Origin of the sequence: Ochrobactrum sp. A-1 (genome assembly GCF_022488005.1) — a bacterium.
Classification (GTDB): Bacteria; Pseudomonadota; Alphaproteobacteria; order Rhizobiales; family Rhizobiaceae; genus Brucella.
This window is the reverse complement of record NZ_JAKVQC010000004.1, coordinates 1,469,210-1,486,999: the sequence shown is the minus strand read 5'-3', so window position 1 is coordinate 1,486,999 and position 17,790 is coordinate 1,469,210. Positions and strand designations below refer to the sequence as shown.

Sequence of the window (17,790 nt, the reverse complement as noted above, 5' to 3'; positions counted from 1 at the left end):
TTGCTCCTGATCTCAGTTTAAGCATGATCTTATCCGAAAACCGGTTTCCACTTTTCGGGATCATGCTATTTCTCGTTCCCGGCGCGGAAGATGCGATCAAGTATGATTGCAACCACGACGATGATAAAACCTGCTTCGAAACCGAGCGAAATGTTGACGGAGTTAAGTCCGCGAACGACTGGTACACCGAGGCCATCAGCTCCGACGAGGGCGGCGATGACCACCATCGAAAGTGAAAGCATGATCGTCTGGGTCAGACCGGCGAGGATTTGTGGCATCGCGTAGGGCAGTTCCACTTTCCAGAGAAGCTGCGAGCGTGATGCGCCAAAAGCTTCGCCAGCTTCGATGAGTGAGGATGGTGTAGAGGAAATACCGAGCTGAGTGAGGCGGATGGGAGCGGGTATTACGAAGATAACGGTGGCAAGCAGGCCCGGCACCATGCCGATGCCGAAGAAAACAATTGCGGGGATCAGGTAAACGAATGTCGGCAGGGTCTGCATCAGGTCGAGCACGGGGCGCATCGCGGCGTAAAGCGCCGGGCGATGGGCTGCGGCAATGCCAAGCGGTACGCCGACTGCCATGCAGACAAAACACGATGACAAAACGAGTGTCAGTGTTTTCAGGGTCGGTTCCCAATATCCCTGATTGATGATGAAAAGGAAGCCAAGAACGGTGAGCAGGACGACCGAGATACGACGCTGGATCAGCCATGCAATGACTGCGAAGATGGCGATCAAAAGCAGGGGATGAGGCAGTTGTAGGAGATACAACAAGCCGTCAATCAGGCCCTGCATGACCGCTGCTAAAGTGTCGAAGAAAAGCCCCAAATGGGTTGTCAGCCAGTCCACCACGGATTTGGCGGTCGGTCCGACAGGGATCTTATAGTCCGTCAGCCAGTTCAACGATCAAGTCTCCTGCTGCGTGCTAGAGCATTTCCAGCAAAGGTGCGATGCGGCTTCGCTTAGGATAATGCGTAAAACAAAGAGAAAGGGTGTGGACATCCTTGAAACTGCCGGGCTGCGTTCGTCGCAGCCCGGCAGCATGTCGGGATTAAAGGCCGAGTGCCGCCTTGACGGCTGGAAGGCCTTCCTTGCCATCAACGGTGGTTACACCGGCGAGCCACTGGTCGAGTACGCCCGGATTGGCTTTCAACCAGTTGGTTGCAGCCTTCGACGGCTCTTCGCCATCATCGAGAATCTTGCCCATGATGTCGTTTTCGATATCGAGCTTGAATTCCAGATTGGTGAGGAACTTGCCGACATTCGGGCATTCCTGCGTGTAGCCGGTGCGGACATTGGTTTCGACCTTGGCGCCGCCGAGATTGGGACCGAAGAAATCGTCGCCACCGGTGAGGTACGCGATTTCGAAACGCTTGTTCATGGGATGCGGTTCCCATGCCAGGAACACGACCGGTTCCTTGCTCTTGATGCTGCGTGCGACCTGCGCCAGCATTCCCTGTTCGGACGATTCCGCCAGTTCGAACGACTTGAGGCCGAAGGCATCCTTGTTGATCATGTCGAGGATCAGACGATTGCCGTCATTGCCTGGCTCGATGCCGTAGATCTTGCCGCCGAGCTTGTCCTTGAACGTGGCGATATCCTTGAAGTCCTTGAGGCCTTCGTCATAGGCGTATTTCGGCACGGCGAGCGTATATTTCGCGCCGGTCAGATTGGTGCGCAGCGTCTCGACGGTCTTGTTGTCCAGATAAGGCTGGAGGTCGGCGGTCATGGACGGGTTCCAATAGCCGAGGAAGACGTCGATGTCCTTTTTGCTCAGCGACGCATAGGTTACCGGTACGGAGAGAACCTTGATGTCGGTCTTGTAGCCGAGACCTTTCAGGATTTCTGTCGCCACCGCTGTCGTCGAGGTGATGTCGGTCCAGCCGACATCCGAGAAGCGGACGGTTGAACAGCTTTCAGGTTCGGCGGCGAAACCGGTTGCAGGCGCGCTTAGCATTGCCGTTCCCGTGGCAAGCCCACCCAAGGCAAGCGCAAGCATATAGGTCGATACGGACTTCATTGTTCTCTCCATTTACCGGGCCGTTTTGACGGATTGATTGTTTTTCCGGTTCCAGCTTTAGCAAACACCAAAGATTGCGCCATTCAAGTACCATAGCGGCGAAAATGTTCTCGATTGCGACGTTGGTCGCAGTTTCTGGCGGAAAACCGTTTCGCACCTGACATGAAGCTGCTTGTCGCTCATCATTTTCCGGAACCGACGGCCAAGGGGAAACGGGCAGGATTGCCACGCATTTGGCCGTAGCGGGTTGGCGCCATGTTACGGATCGGCCCTCGGGATTCAACCCTGTCAGCGGAAAATGACGGATAAAATCAGTTGGATGACCGTTCTAGGTTGTCGAAAAGATGAGCACACTCTATTTGAGAACCTGAAGCTTTTTCAGGCTTGGCTGCTTGCGAACGGGACATGCGATGCATAGTTCCGTGGACGACGCAGAAGCGGTGGAAAGCCCGGAGTTTCGGGCAAAAGGAAGGATTTGTTACAGTGTGGAATGCAGTAAAGGGCGTTTTTTCCTTCCTGGGCCGTTTCCTAGCCGCGCTTGCTCGTCTGATAGCCATTCCGCTTGGCGGATTATGGCGGCTTTTCCTGCGGCTCGGAATTTTGTGGAAAGTCGCGGTTGCGGTCGTCGTGATCGGTCTTGGCGGTCTTTACGTCTATTTCATCTGGCAGACTCAGGTATGGACGAATTTCGATCCCGACTATCCGGCCAAGTACAGCTATCAGGATGCGACCACGCCCGGTGAAGAGGTGAAAGCGGAGGTCGTACCGGCTGAAGCGCCTTCCACCGCAGCGCCAGTGGAGCAGCCTGCTGCCACACCCGAAGCCAACCAGACCGGCAATGAAGCATCTGCGAATCAGCCGGTTCAGGCCGCGCAATTGCCATCCTCGGCGCGCAAATGTTCCCGCTCGGCCATTGCCGAAGTCGCTGCCGATCTCACCGACTTCAATGTCAACCAGAATGCATGGATTTCCTCCATGTTGCTCTACAAGCTCGGTCTTTTTGGTATGGACTGGGATCGCACCCCATTCCTCGACAACAAGGCGTCGTTCCAGCGCGGCATCAATGCAGCGGTACGCCGTACTGCGATTGAACTTGTCGACAATATCGGCCGTCTGCGCGGCACATCGCAGATCGACGGCGATCTGCAAAAGGCTCGTGGCAATCTGCAGTTTGCCGAAGATTCCTGGTATTTCGGCCTGAGCCCGTTCGGTCCAAAGACGCCGACGCCGAGCTATTACCGTTCGGCGATCAAGGATTTGCGTTCCTTCAACGGACGGCTTGAAAATTGTCAGGCGACCTTCGATGCCCGCGCCGACAACCTGATTCAGTTCGTCGACCGTATCGCGAGCGACCTCGGTTCCACTTCCGCCATCCTCAAGGATCGTGCCGAGAATTACCACGCTGGCTGGTTCGATACGCGTGCGGATGACCGCTTCTGGTTCGCCTATGGTCAGCTCTATGCCTATTACGGCCTGCTGCGGGCAGCACATTCTGATTTCCGTGGCGTTCTTGCCGAAAAGCACCTCGACGGTGTGTGGGATGAGATGGAAAAGCAAATGCGCGCCGCGCTCGACATGCAGCCTTTCATCGTTTCCAATGGTAGTCCTGATGCCTGGTTCACGCCGTCGCATCTGACCACGATGGGCTTCTACATTCTGCGTGTCCGTTCCAATCTGGTGGACGTGAAACAGGTTCTGGAGCGCTGATCGGCAATGGAACTGCCAGCTTCCTTGCGACAGGCGGTGGATGCCGCGCTTGAGGGTGTGGCATTGGCCGACCTCAAGCGCGCCTCTGAACTGCTTTCACGCCGCTACCGCGCTGAGACGCGGGACGGACGAATGCATATTTCCGACGATCTTGCGGCAAAGGCCTATCTGGCGGCGCGCCTGCCTGCGACCTATGCGGCTGTTCGCGCCAGTCTGGATAGTGCAGCCGAGGTCTGTCCTGACTTTGCACCGCAATCCATGCTCGATGTGGGCGCGGGGCCGGGAACAGCCCTTTGGGCGGCAAAGCAGTGCTGGCCGACGCTTCAAGCCGCTACCATGATCGAGGCAAGCCCAGCGATCAGAGCTGTGGGCAACGATCTTTCGCAAAATAGCGGACTGCCTGACCTCGACTGGCGGGCAGGGGATGTGGTCCGGGAAAAACTTGATTTTCCGCAAGCCGATCTTGTGACCATTGCCTATGTGCTCGACGAGCTTGCTCCTGAAAAGCGGCTGGGACTGATCGAGCGTCTGTGGGCGGCAGTACGGCACATGCTGGTGATTGTGGAACCGGGCACACCAGCAGGCTGGCAGCGTATTCTCGATGCACGCCGGGCGCTTATCGCTGAAGGTGCAATTATTGCGGCACCCTGTCCACACCAGCTCGATTGCCCGTTGGTCGCGCCTGACTGGTGCCATTTTTCGCGCCGCGTTGCGCGCTCGCGTATTCATCGTCTGACCAAGGAAGCTGAAGTGCCGTGGGAGGATGAGAAGTTTATCTATCTTGCTGCGGTGCGCGAGACGGTCGGTGATGTGGAAGCGCGGATCATCGCGCCGACGCGGGTTGGCGGCGGCAAAGTTTCAGTTAAACTCTGCAAGGATAACGGCAGTGCAGAAGAGCGTCTCCTGACCAAGCGTGACGGGGATCTGTTCCGTTGGGCGCGTCGCGCCGACTGGGGCGATGCCTTGATGAAAGAGTGAGCCGGAACCGAAACCCGGAACCAAAACGATGAAGATCAGTCTGGTCCAGTTACGTCTGCTTGAAGCTGTCGCGGAAACCGGCAGTGTCGGTGCTGCGGCACGGCGCTTGCGTCTCACGCAATCGGGGGCCAGTCAGGCGATTGCAACACTGGAAAAAATCCTCGGGGTCGATGTGCTGGCGCGAAAGCGTGATGGGGTCGCCCTGACGGCGTTCGGACAATCGATCCTTGCGGATGCCAAGGCCGCCCTTGCCGCAGTCGACCGGATAGAATTACAGGCACGATGCAGTGCTTCCGGTGTGCCCGAACGGCTGCGCGTCGCGGCAATTCCAAGCCAGCTTGAATATGTTTTGCCGGGTCTGCGAAAGACATTTCAGCAGCTTTATCCCGGTATTGAATTCAGCGCTTTCGAGGGCGGGCACGATGATGTCAGCCTGTGGGTGCGCGACGGTATTGCCGATCTCGGCATTACATCGTTACCGACGCCCGAGCTTGAGGCACGGGAAGTTGGCCGGGAAGAACTTGTCGTGGTGGGGCGGCGTGATGACCCTTTCATGCGCAATGACACAATCACTGCCGGGGACTTGCGGGATCGCCAGTTGATCGCGGCTGCAGGCTGCGAAATGATTATCGACCGGATTATTCATGGTGAGGGCGAGACGCGCAGCGAGCAGGTGCGCACCCGCGACGTTGCCACGGTGCTGGAAATGGTGCGGCATGGCATCGGCACGACGCTTCTGTCAGAAATCAGCCTGCCGCGCGCCGATCTGCATGGATTGCGGGCGCGCCGCCTCGATCCGCCGACGTTTCGCACGGTCTATATTGTTTTTCGGGCCGACAGTCCGGTCCGGCATCTGGTCGAACGGTTCTGCGATATGGCAGTGGATGCCAGAAGCCGGGCGGCATAAGAAACTCTAATATCTCATATCTTGCTTATCCGTGGCGCTCGCGCATGCCCGGGGTGCAATAGTCTGCGCTCTTCCCTCATCCTGCAGCGAGTGACCATGACGGCAATTACCGAAACCACCCCGACAAGTTCGACTTCCGACACCATACGCGGTCTGGCCTGGGGGCTGTCCGGGGTTCTCGTGTGGTCCGGTTCGTTCGTCCTGACCCGTTTCGGGTTCAAGACCGCACTGACGCCTTTCGACATCATTGCGTTGCGTTTCGGCGTGGCGGGGCTGGTGCTGTTGCCGGTGGTTCTGATGAAAGGGTTTGGCTTTCGCAAGCTCGGTCCGCTCGGCTTTGTGCTTCTGGTTTCCGGAGCAGGTGTTCCCTATGCGCTGCTGACCACCTGTGGTCTGCAATATGCTCCGGCATCCCATGCAGCGGCGCTCATTCCGGGGCTGATGACAGCAATGGTTGCCGTTCTGGGTATGGCGCTTCTCAAGGAACGTCTTGCGCCGTCGCGCTGGTCCGGGGTCGTGCTGATCCTGATCGGCGCCATGCTGATCGCCGGTCTGTCGCAACTGGGCGGACCGGAAATGCTCGGACACCTTTTCTTTTTCATCGCGGCACTGGTGTGGGCGATCTATGTCATGGTGTTTCGCAGGAAGGGAATGGACGGGCTGCACGCGACCGCCATCGCAGCTGTCACCTCGGCAATCGTCTATCTGCCGATCTACATGATCTTTCTGCCCAAAGGGCTTGGCGCAACGTCCTGGGGCGATATTGCCCTGCAAGGTTTCTATCAGGGCGTACTTACTTCGGCCTTTGGCGTCTTTGCCTTCAACCGTGCCGTTGTGCTGCTGGGAACGGCGGCAGGGGCAGCGCTGTCGGCACTGATCCCTGTCATCACTCTGGTTCTGGCGCTTGTCCTGCTGGGTGAGGTGCCGGGCTGGACCGACACGCTCGCCGCCTTCCTGATCAGCGTCGGTGTGCTGGCACTGAACAGGAAGGGAAAGAAGTCTGTCGCATCATGAAGCCTGCAGCACTGGCCTCGCAGCAGGGCGGTTGATGATGAATACCATGGCCGCAGCGGCAAAGCACATGGCACCGGCGAGGATCAGGGCAGGGGTATAGCTGTCATAATCCGTGCGGACGAAGCCGGCGAAGGCTGCTGCGGCCGCGGCACCGATCTGATGGCCGGTAAAGACCCAACCGAAGACCAGACCGGCTTTTTCCGGGCCGAAACGCTCGGCGGCGAGCTTGACGGTTGGCGGCACGGTCGCCACCCAGTCCAGCCCGTAAAAGACGGCGAACAATGCCAGTTCGTAGACGGTGAAGTCAGTGAAGGTCAGGTAGATCAGCGACAGGCCGCGCAGCGCATAGAACCAGAACAGGAGCCAGCGATTGTCGAACCGGTCGGAAAGCCAGCCGGACATGATCGTGCCGATCAGGTCGAATGCGCCGATCACGGCAAGGATGCCTGCCGCACCGACTGGTGCGATGCCAAAATCGCCGCAGAGCGTGATCCAATGCGTCTGGATCAGGCCGTTGGTGGAAAAGCCGCAGACGAAGAAGGTCAGAAACAGGACCCAGAAAGTGGCGGTTGAAGACGCTTCGCGCAGGGTGACGAGCGGTGAGGCCAGCATGGCGCCGAAGCTCTTCCGGGGCTCGGGTGTCGGAAGCGGTGCAGTGCGGCCATAAGGCTTCAAGCCGATATCCGCCGGATGATCGCGCATCAAAGCGAGAACCAGCACAAGCGCGGCAACGAGGAAGCAAACAACGATGGTGAGCGATGTGCGCCAGCCAATCGTCTGGCTGACGCTGGCAAGGATCGGCATGAAGACGAGCTGGCCGGTAGCGTTGCTGGCTGTCATCAGGCCGACGACGAGGCCGCGCCGCTTTTCGAACCAGCGTGCTGCGACGGTTGCGCCGAGCACGAGTGCCGTCATGCCGGTGCCAAGGCCGATCACGACGCCCCAGAGCGCAACCATCTGCCATTCTTCGGTCATGAAAATGGAACCGACAAGCCCCAGCGAAATCATGACGAGAGCGGCTGCAACCACGCGGCGCAGGCCGAACTGGTTCATGAAGGCAGCGGCAAACGGACCCATCAGGCCGAAAAGCACAAGGCGGAGCGCCATTGCGAAGGAGATATTCGCATTCGTCCAGCCGAATTCACGCTGGAGCGGTTCGATCAGAATGCCCGCCGATCCCATGGCGGCAGCCGTGGCCAGCATGGTCAGGAAGGTGATGGCGGCGACGACCCATCCGTAATGGATGTTTCTCTGGGCGAGAAAGCTGGCAAGGCGGGCAGAAATCATCTTTGGCGCTTTCGGGTTCAAGCTGGTTTCAAGCTGGCTATTGGCCAGCCATGGGCTGATGGCGAAACCGTGCGCTCCATAACGGGCGCGTGGCTTCAGGTCATTGTTTTCAGTCAAAGGGCGTTCGGTGCCCGATCAATCGAGACTGCGAAGAAGGCTTTGCAATTGCTCTACGCCGTCCTCTCCCAGTCTGGCTTCAATCTCCTCCTGCGCCTGATCCCAGAGCGGACCGCCGCGCTCCACGAGGTCGCGACCTTCAGCGGTCAGCGTTACGCTGGTCTCGCGGTGGTCGTCGCTGGTCGCAGGCTCGATCAGGCCCATGCGCTGCAGAACCTTCACATTGCGGCCCATGGTCGAACGATCCAACTCGGACAGATGTGCAAGTTCCGTCAGCGAAATGGAGCCTGCACGGCGGATTTTTCGCAGTGTACTGAACTGGGCAACGTTGATGCCAAGCGGCGCCAGAGCGTTGTCATAGACGCTCGATGTCTTGCGGGCTGCCTGACGCAGAAGGATACAGAAACACGGATGTGACATATTGCGGGTATATACCCGCAAATGACCGATAGCAAGATCGAAGTGAAAAACAGGGAGTTCGTTGCTGCCATTCTGCTGACAGCAACGATGCCTTCAGGTAACGCTCGTGCCCTGTTGACCGGGACTATACCGCGATATAGGCGGTTTCCTTCACTTCCTCCATCACGGCATAGGTGTGCGATTCTCGCACGCCAGGCAGAGAAAGAAGCGCCTCCGAAAGGAAGCGCCGGTAGTGATCCATATCGGATACACGGGCTTTGACGAGATAATCGAAGCCGCCCGCAACCATGTGGCATTCCAGAATGTCGGGATTGCTGCGGGTGAAGGTCGAGAAGGTCTCGAAGACTTCCGGCGTGGTGCGGTCCAGTTTGATCTCGATGAAGACCAGCATGGCGCGGTCGAGCATCTTGGGTGAAAGCCTTGCCGAATAGCCGAGAATATACCCTTCACGGGTCAGTCGTTTGACGCGTTCGGCGGTCGCTGTCTGCGAGAGATTTATGCGATCGGCCAGTTCAGTGTTGGTCAGGCGTCCATTCTCCTGAAGGGCGCGCAAAATACTCCTGTCCATCGCATCGAGATTCTTCATCAGTTGTCCCCAATGGCCGTTTATATGTGACGGCTCTGTTCTTGATTTTTGCATATGTGTTTGAGTTGCCACGGAAATCAATCCGAAATCGGCCCCTGACGCAAGACGAAACTTGTTGGGTGGTCCTACAAATTGTCGAACTGTTTCGATGAATGCCGCTTAAACATCAGCATAAATGCAAATAACAATCATAGGTTGCAAAATATGCGCAACCTATGGTAAGGATACTGTGCATACTGAAAGTTATATTACACCTGTAAATTTTGGCATGGGGTGAAGGGGGTGCCTGAAGCTGGAGGAATCGTCCCATTCCTTCCGTTTCGTCCATCCCGGTTCTGAGGAAATCCGGACAGCCCCAAACTGTCCGGATTTTCTTTGCGAGATTGATCGAATCTCTTTCCTGAGATGGTCTGCACCGCGCATTTCGGCGGTTTAATTTTCCGGTTGCAAGCGAACACATTGAACGCTAACAGTACGTCCATGAACATTTCGCGCAATATCGTCATCAACGGTTGGTGGTGGGCCCGCTAAAAGCGGCCACGCAGGCGTTTGTGCATTTGCGTTTAGGAAACAGGCCGCTGGGATTATCCGGGCGGCCTTTTTGTTTGGCTGTTTGAATAAGACCGGCGGGGAAAACCGGGTTCTGGAAGTATTCGGAAACAGTTAAATTTGGGATAGCCGATCATGAATGCGAAGATTGCGGATAGCGAGATATTCCAGCACGAGACGGCAGGCGGCATTGTCGTCGAGCGCGTGCGCCACCTCACAGCCTATAAGGGTGCGATCGAAACCTATATCGATGCGCTCAACGAAAGGCGCGGTGCGGTGTTTTCGTCAAATTACGAATATCCGGGCCGCTACACGCGATGGGACACGGCTATCGTCGATCCTCCTGTGGCCATTACGTCGCGCGCCCGCACCATGCGCATCGAAGCACTGAATGCTCGTGGCATCATTCTTCTGCGGCCTATCCTGGATACGGTGAAGGCTCTTGCCGAAGTAACGGTCGACAAGGCCGAGGAAAACCGCATCGAGCTGACCATTGCCGAGCCCAGCGGAACCTTCACCGAGGAAGAGCGCTCGCGCATGCCTTCGGTTTTCACGGTTCTGCGGGCCATTGTCGGCCTGTTCTTTTCCGAGGAAGACGCCAATCTCGGTCTTTACGGTGCCTTCGGTTACGATCTGGCGTTCCAGTTCGATCCGGTTCAGTACAAGCTGAAGCGCCCCGACGATCAGCGCGATCTGGTGCTATTCATTCCCGATGAAATCTTCGTGGCAGACCATTATGCGGCACGTGCCTGGGTGGACCGTTATGAATTTACCTGTGGCGGGTCTTCCACGCATGGTCTTGCACGGTCAACGCCCGCACAGGCATTCAAGCCTTCGGAAGCCAAGCTCGCGCGTGGCGATCACAATCCGGGCGAATATGCCAAGCTCGTCGAGCGCGCCAAGGAAAGCTTCAAGCGCGGCGACCTCTTCGAAGTGGTTCCGGGCCAGACTTTCTATGAACGCTGCCACACACCGCCGTCCGAGATTTTCCGCCGGTTGAAGACGATCAATCCGTCGCCCTATTCGTTCTTCATCAATCTGGGTGACAACGAATATCTGGTCGGCGCATCTCCGGAAATGTTCGTGCGGGTCAACGGGCGGCGTATCGAAACCTGCCCCATCTCCGGCACGATCAAGCGCGGCGAAGATGCGATTTCGGATTCGGAACAGATTCTGAAACTGCTCAATTCCAAGAAGGACGAATCCGAGCTGACCATGTGTTCGGATGTGGATCGCAACGACAAGAGCCGCGTTTGCGAGCCGGGTTCGGTGCGCGTCATCGGTCGCCGCCAGATCGAAATGTATTCGCGCCTGATCCACACGGTCGACCATATTGAAGGCCGTCTGCGTGACGGTATGGATGCTTTCGACGGTTTCCTCAGCCATGCATGGGCTGTGACGGTAACCGGTGCGCCGAAGCTGTGGGCGATGCGGTTCCTTGAGGAAAACGAACGCAGCCCGCGCGCATGGTATGGTGGCGCCATCGGCATGATGCACTTCAATGGTGACATGAATACCGGCCTCACGCTGCGCACGATCCGCGTGAAGGATGGCGTGGCTGAAATCCGCGCCGGTGCAACGTTGCTGTTCGATTCCAACCCGGATGAAGAAGAAGCCGAAACCGAATTGAAAGCATCGGCAATGATTGCGGCTGTGCGCGAAGCACAGAAGAGCAATCATATCGCCGAAGAGCGGGTCGCGGCAAAGGTGGGCGAGGGGGTTTCGATCCTGCTCGTGGATCACGAAGATTCCTTCGTGCACACGCTCGCCAATTATTTCCGCCAGACCGGTGCCACGGTTTCGACCGTGCGTTCTCCGGTTGCCGACGACGTGTTCGACAGGGTCAAGCCTGACCTCGTGGTCCTGTCACCTGGACCGGGCACGCCGCAGGATTTCGATTGCAAGGCGACCATCGACAAGGCGCGCAAGCGTGAACTGCCGATCTTCGGTGTCTGTCTTGGATTGCAGGCGCTGGCCGAAGCTTATGGCGGCACGCTGCGCCAGTTGCGCATTCCTATGCACGGCAAGCCGTCGCGCATTCGCGTGTCGAAGCCGGAACGGATATTCTCCGGTCTGCCAAAGGAAGTGACGGTCGGGCGCTATCATTCGATCTTCGCCGATCCGGAACGTCTGCCGGACGATTTTCTGGTGACGGCAGAGACCGAAGATGGTGTCATCATGGCTTTCGAGCATAAAAAAGAGCCGGTGGCCGCCGTTCAGTTCCATCCGGAATCCATCATGACGCTCGGCCATAATGCCGGTATGCGCATGATAGAAAATGTGGTGACGCATCTGGCAGGTAAGCATAAGGCGCGCCGCAGCAACTACTGATCGAGCGCATCTCGCACTGATTTGAAACCAGCCGCAGCCATATGCTGCGGCTGGTTTTTTTATGCTCTGACGGTGCTTTTCTATTGCCTACCCATTGCCTGCTTTGGCAACTCATTTGCAACTGTAATGCCTTGCATTTGCAGGAGAAAATTAAATGCGAGAACTGAAAAACAGGGGTACGAAGTTTCGCTTTTCTGGGGTATAGAACGGCGGTGAATTGTTGCTGCATAGGCCAGATGCGTTTTGGATGCGTCCTGCGAGCCAGCAAATGAATGAAGGGCTGTGCGTAGGCCCGTCCCGGTTTCGGGACAAAATCAAAAATATTCAAAGGTTCATCATGGACGCGAGTGCAAAGGTTCGGCGGCTTGCCGCTTGGTCTATTCCGATTGCTTTCGGTGTGATGGGTCTGAAATATCTGGCCTATGCACTGACCGGCTCCGTGGCCCTTTATTCGGACGCGCTGGAATCGATCGTCAATGTGATCGCGGCAATCGGCGCGTGGTGGGCCATCCGGGTCAGCTATCTGCCCGCCGACGACAACCATCCCTTCGGGCATCATAAGGCCGAGTATATTTCGGCTGTCGTGGAAGGCGTTCTGATTACGGTCGCCGCACTTTTGATCTTCCGCGAGGCGTGGTTTGCGCTCCAAACACCGCGAATGCTCGATGAACCCTGGCTGGGTCTCGGTATCAACACGGCAGCCGCTGTCATAAACGGCGTGTGGGCGACATTGTTGATTCGCACCGGGCGCAAGTCTCGCTCACCTGCGCTTGAAGCCGACGGAAAACATATCATGACCGATGTGTTCACCTCTGTAGGTGTTCTGGTCGGTCTCGTCGGTGCTGTCGTGACCGGCTGGGCCATACTTGATCCGCTGCTCGCCATTCTGGTGGCGATCAACATTCTCTGGCAGGGCTGGCATGTCATCAATTCCTCGGTGCAGGGATTGATGGATATCGGCGTCGAGCCGACCGAGGAAATGCGCATTCGCGATGTCATTTCGGCCAATGCGGGTGGCGCCATCGAGGTTCATGATCTGAAGACCCGTATTGCGGGCCGTGTTACCTTCATCGAGTTTCACCTAGTCGTTGCGGCGGATATGAGTGTCGGCGATGCCCATGTGATCTGCGACCGTATCGAAGACGCTTTGAAGAAGCAGATTGATAGCGCGCGGGTGGTGATCCATGTCGAGCCGGAAGACGAGGCAAAGTTGCCTCCGGGGACGAGCGCAGTACCGTTTGCCTGAGTGTCTGATCCAAAAGTCGCCATGCCGGGCTGCAAATGACAATTTCTGCGCTTCCGGTGCTCATGTACGTTCAAGTACACTCCGCTCCGGTTCTCGAAATCACCATTTTCGCCGCAGCCTGCCGCTTTTTGAACCAGACACTGAATGAAATACTGTCTTGCACAGTACAAATCTCGCGTGTAAAAGCTTTTGCCATGACGATCAAAAACGCAACATCCCTGGAACATTCCGCAGCCGCCTTCGGCGCGCGCGTTGATGTTTGCGTTCTAAACTCGCTTCTTACCCTCGGCCTTAGCGGCGATCGCCGGGCTCGCTGAAGGAGCGTCCGGCGGTCGAAAACGGTCCCGCTGGCCTGTGCTCCTTTTCAAAAAACCCTTATAATCGATCAGTAGTATCCGTGCTTGACGGGCTATAATGCCGTCGAAAGCCGGGAGGAAACGAAAATGAATCAGTCCGTCGCCACGCCGCAATCGAAATCCACCTTCGAGCGCAAAGGCATGCCTATTGCAGGCAGCAAATATTCGCCTTTCCCTGTCCCGCAGCTCGATGACCGTACCTGGCCGTCCAAGCGTATCGAAAAGGCACCGATCTGGTGTTCGGTCGATCTGCGTGACGGCAACCAGGCCCTGATCGACCCCATGGGGCATGATCGCAAGGAACGCATGTTCCGCCTGCTGGTCGATATGGGTTTTCCGGAAATCGAGATCGGTTTTCCATCCGCTTCTCAGACGGATTTCGACTTCTGCCGTTGGGCTATCGAGCAGGGCGATGTTCCCGACGAAGTGGACCTGCAGGTTCTGGTCCAGTGCCGCCCCGAACTGATCACGCGCACGTTCGAAGCACTGGAAGGTGCGAAGTCGCCGATCATCCATTTCTACAATTCCACCAGTGAATTGCAGCGCCGCGTGGTTTTCGCCAAGGATGTCGGCGGCATCAAGCAGATCGCAACCGACGCCGCCAAGATGATTATGGATATGGCGGCAAAGGCGGGCGGCGGCTATCGCTTTCAGTATTCGCCGGAAAGCTTTACCGGCACCGAAATGGATGTGGCGCTGGAAATCTGCAATGCGGTGATCGAGATCGTGAAGCCGACCGCAGACAACAAGCTGATCGTCAATCTGCCCTCGACGGTCGAGATGAACACGCCGAACATCTATGCCGACCAGATCGAATGGATGTGCCGCAATCTCGACAATCGAGAGAACCTGATTATCTCGCTGCATCCGCATAACGACCGCGGTACAGGTATTGCCGCTACCGAACTGGGCCTGATGGCGGGGGCTGACCGCGTTGAAGGCACGCTGTTCGGCAATGGCGAACGCACCGGCAATGTCGATGTGGTGACGCTGGCGCTCAACATGTACACGCAGGGCGTGGATCCTGAACTGGACTGCACCGACATCAACCGGATGAAGGAAGTCTATGAATATTCGAACCAGTTGAAGATTGCCGAGCGCCACCCTTATGTTGGCGAACTGGTCTATACGGCTTTCTCCGGCTCGCATCAGGACGCGATCAACAAGGGCATGAAGGCACGCCGTTCGGCCAATTCGCCGATCTGGGAAGTGCCCTATCTCCCAATTGATCCGCAGGATGTCGGCCGCTCCTACGAAGCGATCATCCGCATCAATTCGCAGTCCGGCAAGGGCGGTATCGCCTATATCCTGCAGGCGGATTACGGTTTGAACCTGCCGCGCAACCTCCAGGTCGAGTTCCGTGAGATTATCCAGAACATCACCGATGAAGAAGGCAAGGAACTGCCGTCGAAGCGCATTCACGAGGAGTTCCAGCAACTCTATGTGACGCAGCCGGATGCCCGCATCAAGTTCGTCGATCATCACACCATGCCGGATCCCGAGCAGAAGGGCCGTCGTATCCTGACCGCCGAGATTACCGATAATGGCGTGACCAAGAATATCGAGGGTAAAGGCACCGGCCCAATCGACGGATTTGTCGATGCGCTGTCCAAATATCTCGGCGTGAAGATGTCGGTCGTCGACTATTCCGAACATTCGCTACAGCAGGGGTCGGACGCTTCGGCCATCTCCTATGTCGAAATGGCTCATCCGGGCGGCAAATTGTTCGGCGCTGGCATCAACGACAATATCGTCAGTGCTTCACTGGAAGCCATCGTGTCGGCGGCCAACCGTGTCATCAACAAATGAGCGAACATAAATGAATGAAAACGGCGCTTCGGCGCCGTTTTTGTTATGGAGTCAATAAAGAACGCGTTCGTTGAGCTTCGTTATTTTCTCGCTTGCATCGGAAACGCCGTGCTCTTCCATCAGGCAGGACCAGCCGCCGTCAGGCCGTTTATCGATGCTGAATATATTATAGCGGGCGGCGGGTTTATGGCCGCCGAAATTCTGGCTTGCAGATGGCACGCTGATAACGGGGATCTTGCCGTTCGGCCCGTCGATTTCATAGTGCGTGATAAGATGCGTATGGCCGTGAATGACCAGTTCCGCACCGTGCTTGCGTATAATCTTCTGGAAACGGCGAATGCCGTAAAGACGTTTATGGGCAGGCGTTGCGCCATAGATCGGTGGATGATGGATCATCACGATGCGGAAGAGGCCACGCGCACCGGCTTCATCCAGCATTGCGGCCAGACGCTTGCCTTGCGCAGACCGGAAATCACCGCTCGCCATGAAAGGGGCCGTCGCACGCGCTGACGATACGCCGATCAGCGCAACAGGTCCACGCACGCGCATATAGGGAAATTGCGGGCGATTGTCGTGATTGTCGATGCCGTCGCCGCGCATCCACGGTTCCCATTTCCGGCAGGACTTGTCGAGCGCACCCGGAACATAGGCATCATGATTGCCAGGAACGACCGAAACATCATCCGGGTTGCCCAACTTGGACAGCCAGTCATAGGCAATATCGATTTCGAGGTTGAGCGCCAGATTGACGAGATCACCCGTCACTGCGATGTGGTCAGGCGATTGCGCCTGCATGTCGCCGATGAGACTATCCAGCACAGTTCCGTGCATCGCATTTTTACGATTACGCAGCCAGTTGATATAGCCGGTGATACGCTTCGATGCCAATTCGCGATATCGCACGCGCGGCAGAGGCGAAAGGTGTATATCGGAGATATGGGCCAGACGAAACATAAGGCCCATTTACTGTATTATTCTTAGAATCGAAACCTGTTTAGCGACTTTTTGTTGATGTCATTGCTGTTTTGGATAGAGCGCCGTGTGTTCTTAAGGATGCACAAAGGTCGCTCTAAACTATTGAATCTACGCATCGTGTTATCCAAAAATCGATTCCGATTTTTGGGCTGATGCTGTAGGTATAGTGCCTCGCGGAGAGACGGTATGCGCTTTCGTCATTTCATATTTCATACTTATTTTTTAATGCGACGCCCGATGACATTGGGCGTCAGGGCTATTGTGTTTGATGAAAAGAAGAACTCCGTTTTCCTGGTGAAGCACACCTATGTGCCGGGATGGCAATTGCCGGGCGGGGGTGTCGAACGCGGCGAGACCTTCGGGCAGGCGTTGGAAAAGGAGTTGCGCGAGGAGGCCAATATCGTTCTGACAGGCCCGCCGCAGCTTTTTGCGCTCTACAAGAATGCGCATGCATCGCCGCGCGATCACGTGGCGCTTTATATATGCAGGAAATTCGAACAGACGGCACCGCGTTCGCCGGATCGGGAAATCGCCGAATGCGGCTTCTTCCCGCTGGACGATCTGCCAGAAGGGACAACGCCGTCGACCAAGCGGCGTCTGCAGGAAGCGCTTCACGATCTGGAACCGCTTCCGCTTTGGTAAAGGCGCGGATGCCGCACCTTTACCGGAGCGTAGAGGTTTAGAAGCGGTAGGTGATACCCGTACCGATCAGCCATGGATTAAGCTTGGCCTTGCCGCTGACTTCCACGCCGCCAGCCAGAGTGGCGTCGAACTTGGGTTCCAGGAACAGCTTCTTGACGTCGAAGTTCACGCCCCAATGCTCGTTGAGCATGTAGTCGAAGCCGATCTGCAGCGCGCCGCCGAATGCATTCTTGACTTTGAGATATTCAACGCCGGTCGCATCCTGATTGTAGAACATGGTGTAATTCACGCCAGCACCGACATAAGGCTTGAAGGCGCCGAAATTGGTGAAGTGATACTGCAGGGTGAGGGTTGGAGGCAGAATCCATGCCTTGCCAATCTTGCCCAATCCGTCGATTGAACCGGCGCCATTGATATTGGCATAGGTCGTGCCGAGAATGAGTTCGGCTGCGAAATTGTCGGTGAAGTAATAGGTGATGTCGAGTTCAGGCGTGATCGATTTCGAATAGTCGAGATCCGAACCCGAAACGCCGTTCACATAGCCCGAATTCTGGGGAACGACGCCAAGTGCGCGCACGCGGATCTGCCATGGTGACAGGGCTTCCGGTACGGCCTGAATTTCCGATGCAGGCTGGGCTACGATGGCGTCCGCAGCAAATGCTGCCGGTGCGGCAAAGCTCAGCGCGGTTGCAGTCAGCAATCCCATCGTGAAGCGGTTCATCTTCTCTCTCCTTAAGTCGTGGTCAGTCTTGTTCGCCTTGGGGGTAGTGATGCGTGCAATCTGGACCGCGCAACGAAACGCCCCATTGATCGAAATCAAAGGGGCGCAAGAGATTTGAGAGAGTGC

Annotated in this window: 15 protein-coding genes; 8 read left to right on the top strand and 7 right to left on the bottom strand. The window is 56.7% G+C overall.

Annotated features, from left to right (window positions below; all coding sequences use genetic code 11):
• Window positions 1-65: 65 nt before the first annotated feature.
• Together choW and MKS82_RS16680 are read right to left on the bottom strand one after the other, a co-directional pair.
• Window positions 66-902, bottom strand: a complete 837-nt coding sequence (choW, locus tag MKS82_RS16685) for a choline ABC transporter permease subunit (protein WP_109987264.1) — start codon at window positions 900-902, stop codon at window positions 66-68.
• Window positions 903-1,050: 148 nt separating this feature from the next.
• The gene (locus MKS82_RS16680) at window positions 1,051-2,019 is read right to left on the bottom strand and encodes a choline ABC transporter substrate-binding protein (protein WP_109987263.1); all 969 of its coding nucleotides are present in this window, start codon (window positions 2,017-2,019) and stop codon (window positions 1,051-1,053) included.
• Window positions 2,020-2,502: 483 nt separating this feature from the next.
• Here MKS82_RS16680 and MKS82_RS16675 point away from each other — a divergent pair, with 483 nt between their 5' ends.
• The 4 genes from MKS82_RS16675 to MKS82_RS16660 all read left to right on the top strand — a co-directional run bounded on the left by MKS82_RS16675 (window position 2,503) and on the right by MKS82_RS16660 (window position 6,625).
• On the top strand, window positions 2,503-3,726 hold the full coding sequence (locus tag MKS82_RS16675) for a DUF2333 family protein (RefSeq protein WP_109987262.1): 1,224 nt from the start codon (window positions 2,503-2,505) through the stop codon (window positions 3,724-3,726).
• A 6-nt stretch (window positions 3,727-3,732) separates the two neighbouring features.
• Window positions 3,733-4,704, top strand: a complete 972-nt coding sequence (locus tag MKS82_RS16670; RefSeq protein WP_109987261.1) for a small ribosomal subunit Rsm22 family protein — start codon at window positions 3,733-3,735, stop codon at window positions 4,702-4,704.
• A gap of 28 nt (window positions 4,705-4,732) precedes the next feature.
• Window positions 4,733-5,611, top strand: a complete 879-nt coding sequence (locus MKS82_RS16665; RefSeq protein ID WP_109987260.1) for a LysR family transcriptional regulator — start codon at window positions 4,733-4,735, stop codon at window positions 5,609-5,611.
• 96 nt (window positions 5,612-5,707) lie between these two features.
• Complete coding sequence (locus tag MKS82_RS16660; RefSeq protein WP_109987259.1) at window positions 5,708-6,625, top strand: DMT family transporter; 918 nt, start codon at window positions 5,708-5,710, stop codon at window positions 6,623-6,625.
• On the opposite strand, the gene MKS82_RS16655 is transcribed toward MKS82_RS16660, so the two are convergent.
• From MKS82_RS16655 to MKS82_RS16645, 3 genes are all read right to left on the bottom strand, one after another.
• A complete protein-coding gene (locus tag MKS82_RS16655) occupies window positions 6,620-7,912 on the bottom strand; it encodes an MFS transporter (protein ID WP_109987368.1) in 1,293 nt (430 codons plus the stop codon). The two genes, MKS82_RS16660 and MKS82_RS16655, sit on opposite strands and share 6 nt — an antisense overlap.
• Window positions 7,913-8,047: 135 nt before the next feature.
• Entirely contained in the window at window positions 8,048-8,449 is a 402-nt protein-coding gene (locus MKS82_RS16650) for a MarR family winged helix-turn-helix transcriptional regulator (RefSeq protein WP_109987258.1), read from the bottom strand.
• A gap of 124 nt (window positions 8,450-8,573) precedes the next feature.
• Window positions 8,574-9,035 carry an Lrp/AsnC ligand binding domain-containing protein gene (locus MKS82_RS16645; RefSeq protein WP_061345885.1) on the bottom strand — a complete coding sequence of 154 codons (462 nt, stop codon included), beginning with the start codon at window positions 9,033-9,035 and terminating at the stop codon, window positions 8,574-8,576.
• Window positions 9,036-9,719: 684 nt separating this feature from the next.
• Here MKS82_RS16645 and MKS82_RS16640 point away from each other — a divergent pair.
• The 3 genes from MKS82_RS16640 (at window position 9,720) to leuA (ending at window position 15,326) form a co-directional block, all read left to right on the top strand.
• Window positions 9,720-11,915: an anthranilate synthase component I gene (locus MKS82_RS16640; RefSeq protein ID WP_109987257.1), complete on the top strand. Its 2,196-nt coding sequence runs from the start codon at window positions 9,720-9,722 to the stop codon at window positions 11,913-11,915.
• 337 nt (window positions 11,916-12,252) lie between these two features.
• The gene (locus MKS82_RS16635; protein ID WP_109987367.1) at window positions 12,253-13,161 is read left to right on the top strand and encodes a cation diffusion facilitator family transporter; all 909 of its coding nucleotides are present in this window, start codon (window positions 12,253-12,255) and stop codon (window positions 13,159-13,161) included.
• A gap of 443 nt (window positions 13,162-13,604) precedes the next feature.
• A complete protein-coding gene (gene leuA / locus MKS82_RS16630; RefSeq protein WP_109987254.1) occupies window positions 13,605-15,326 on the top strand; it encodes a 2-isopropylmalate synthase in 1,722 nt (573 codons plus the stop codon).
• Window positions 15,327-15,377: 51 nt separating this feature from the next.
• Here leuA and MKS82_RS16625 read toward each other — a convergent pair whose 3' ends face one another.
• Window positions 15,378-16,280 (bottom strand): metallophosphoesterase family protein, encoded by a 903-nt coding sequence (locus tag MKS82_RS16625; RefSeq protein ID WP_109987366.1) that lies wholly within the window; start codon window positions 16,278-16,280, stop codon window positions 15,378-15,380.
• Between the two features lie 207 nt (window positions 16,281-16,487).
• Between MKS82_RS16625 and MKS82_RS16620 the strand changes: the two genes are divergently transcribed.
• Window positions 16,488-16,943 carry an NUDIX domain-containing protein gene (locus tag MKS82_RS16620; protein WP_109987253.1) on the top strand — a complete coding sequence of 152 codons (456 nt, stop codon included), beginning with the start codon at window positions 16,488-16,490 and terminating at the stop codon, window positions 16,941-16,943.
• 37 nt (window positions 16,944-16,980) lie between these two features.
• Here the strand turns inward: MKS82_RS16620 and MKS82_RS16615 are convergent, their stop codons facing one another.
• Window positions 16,981-17,664, bottom strand: a complete 684-nt coding sequence (locus MKS82_RS16615; RefSeq protein ID WP_109987252.1) for an OmpW/AlkL family protein — start codon at window positions 17,662-17,664, stop codon at window positions 16,981-16,983.
• Window positions 17,665-17,790 lie beyond the last annotated feature (126 nt).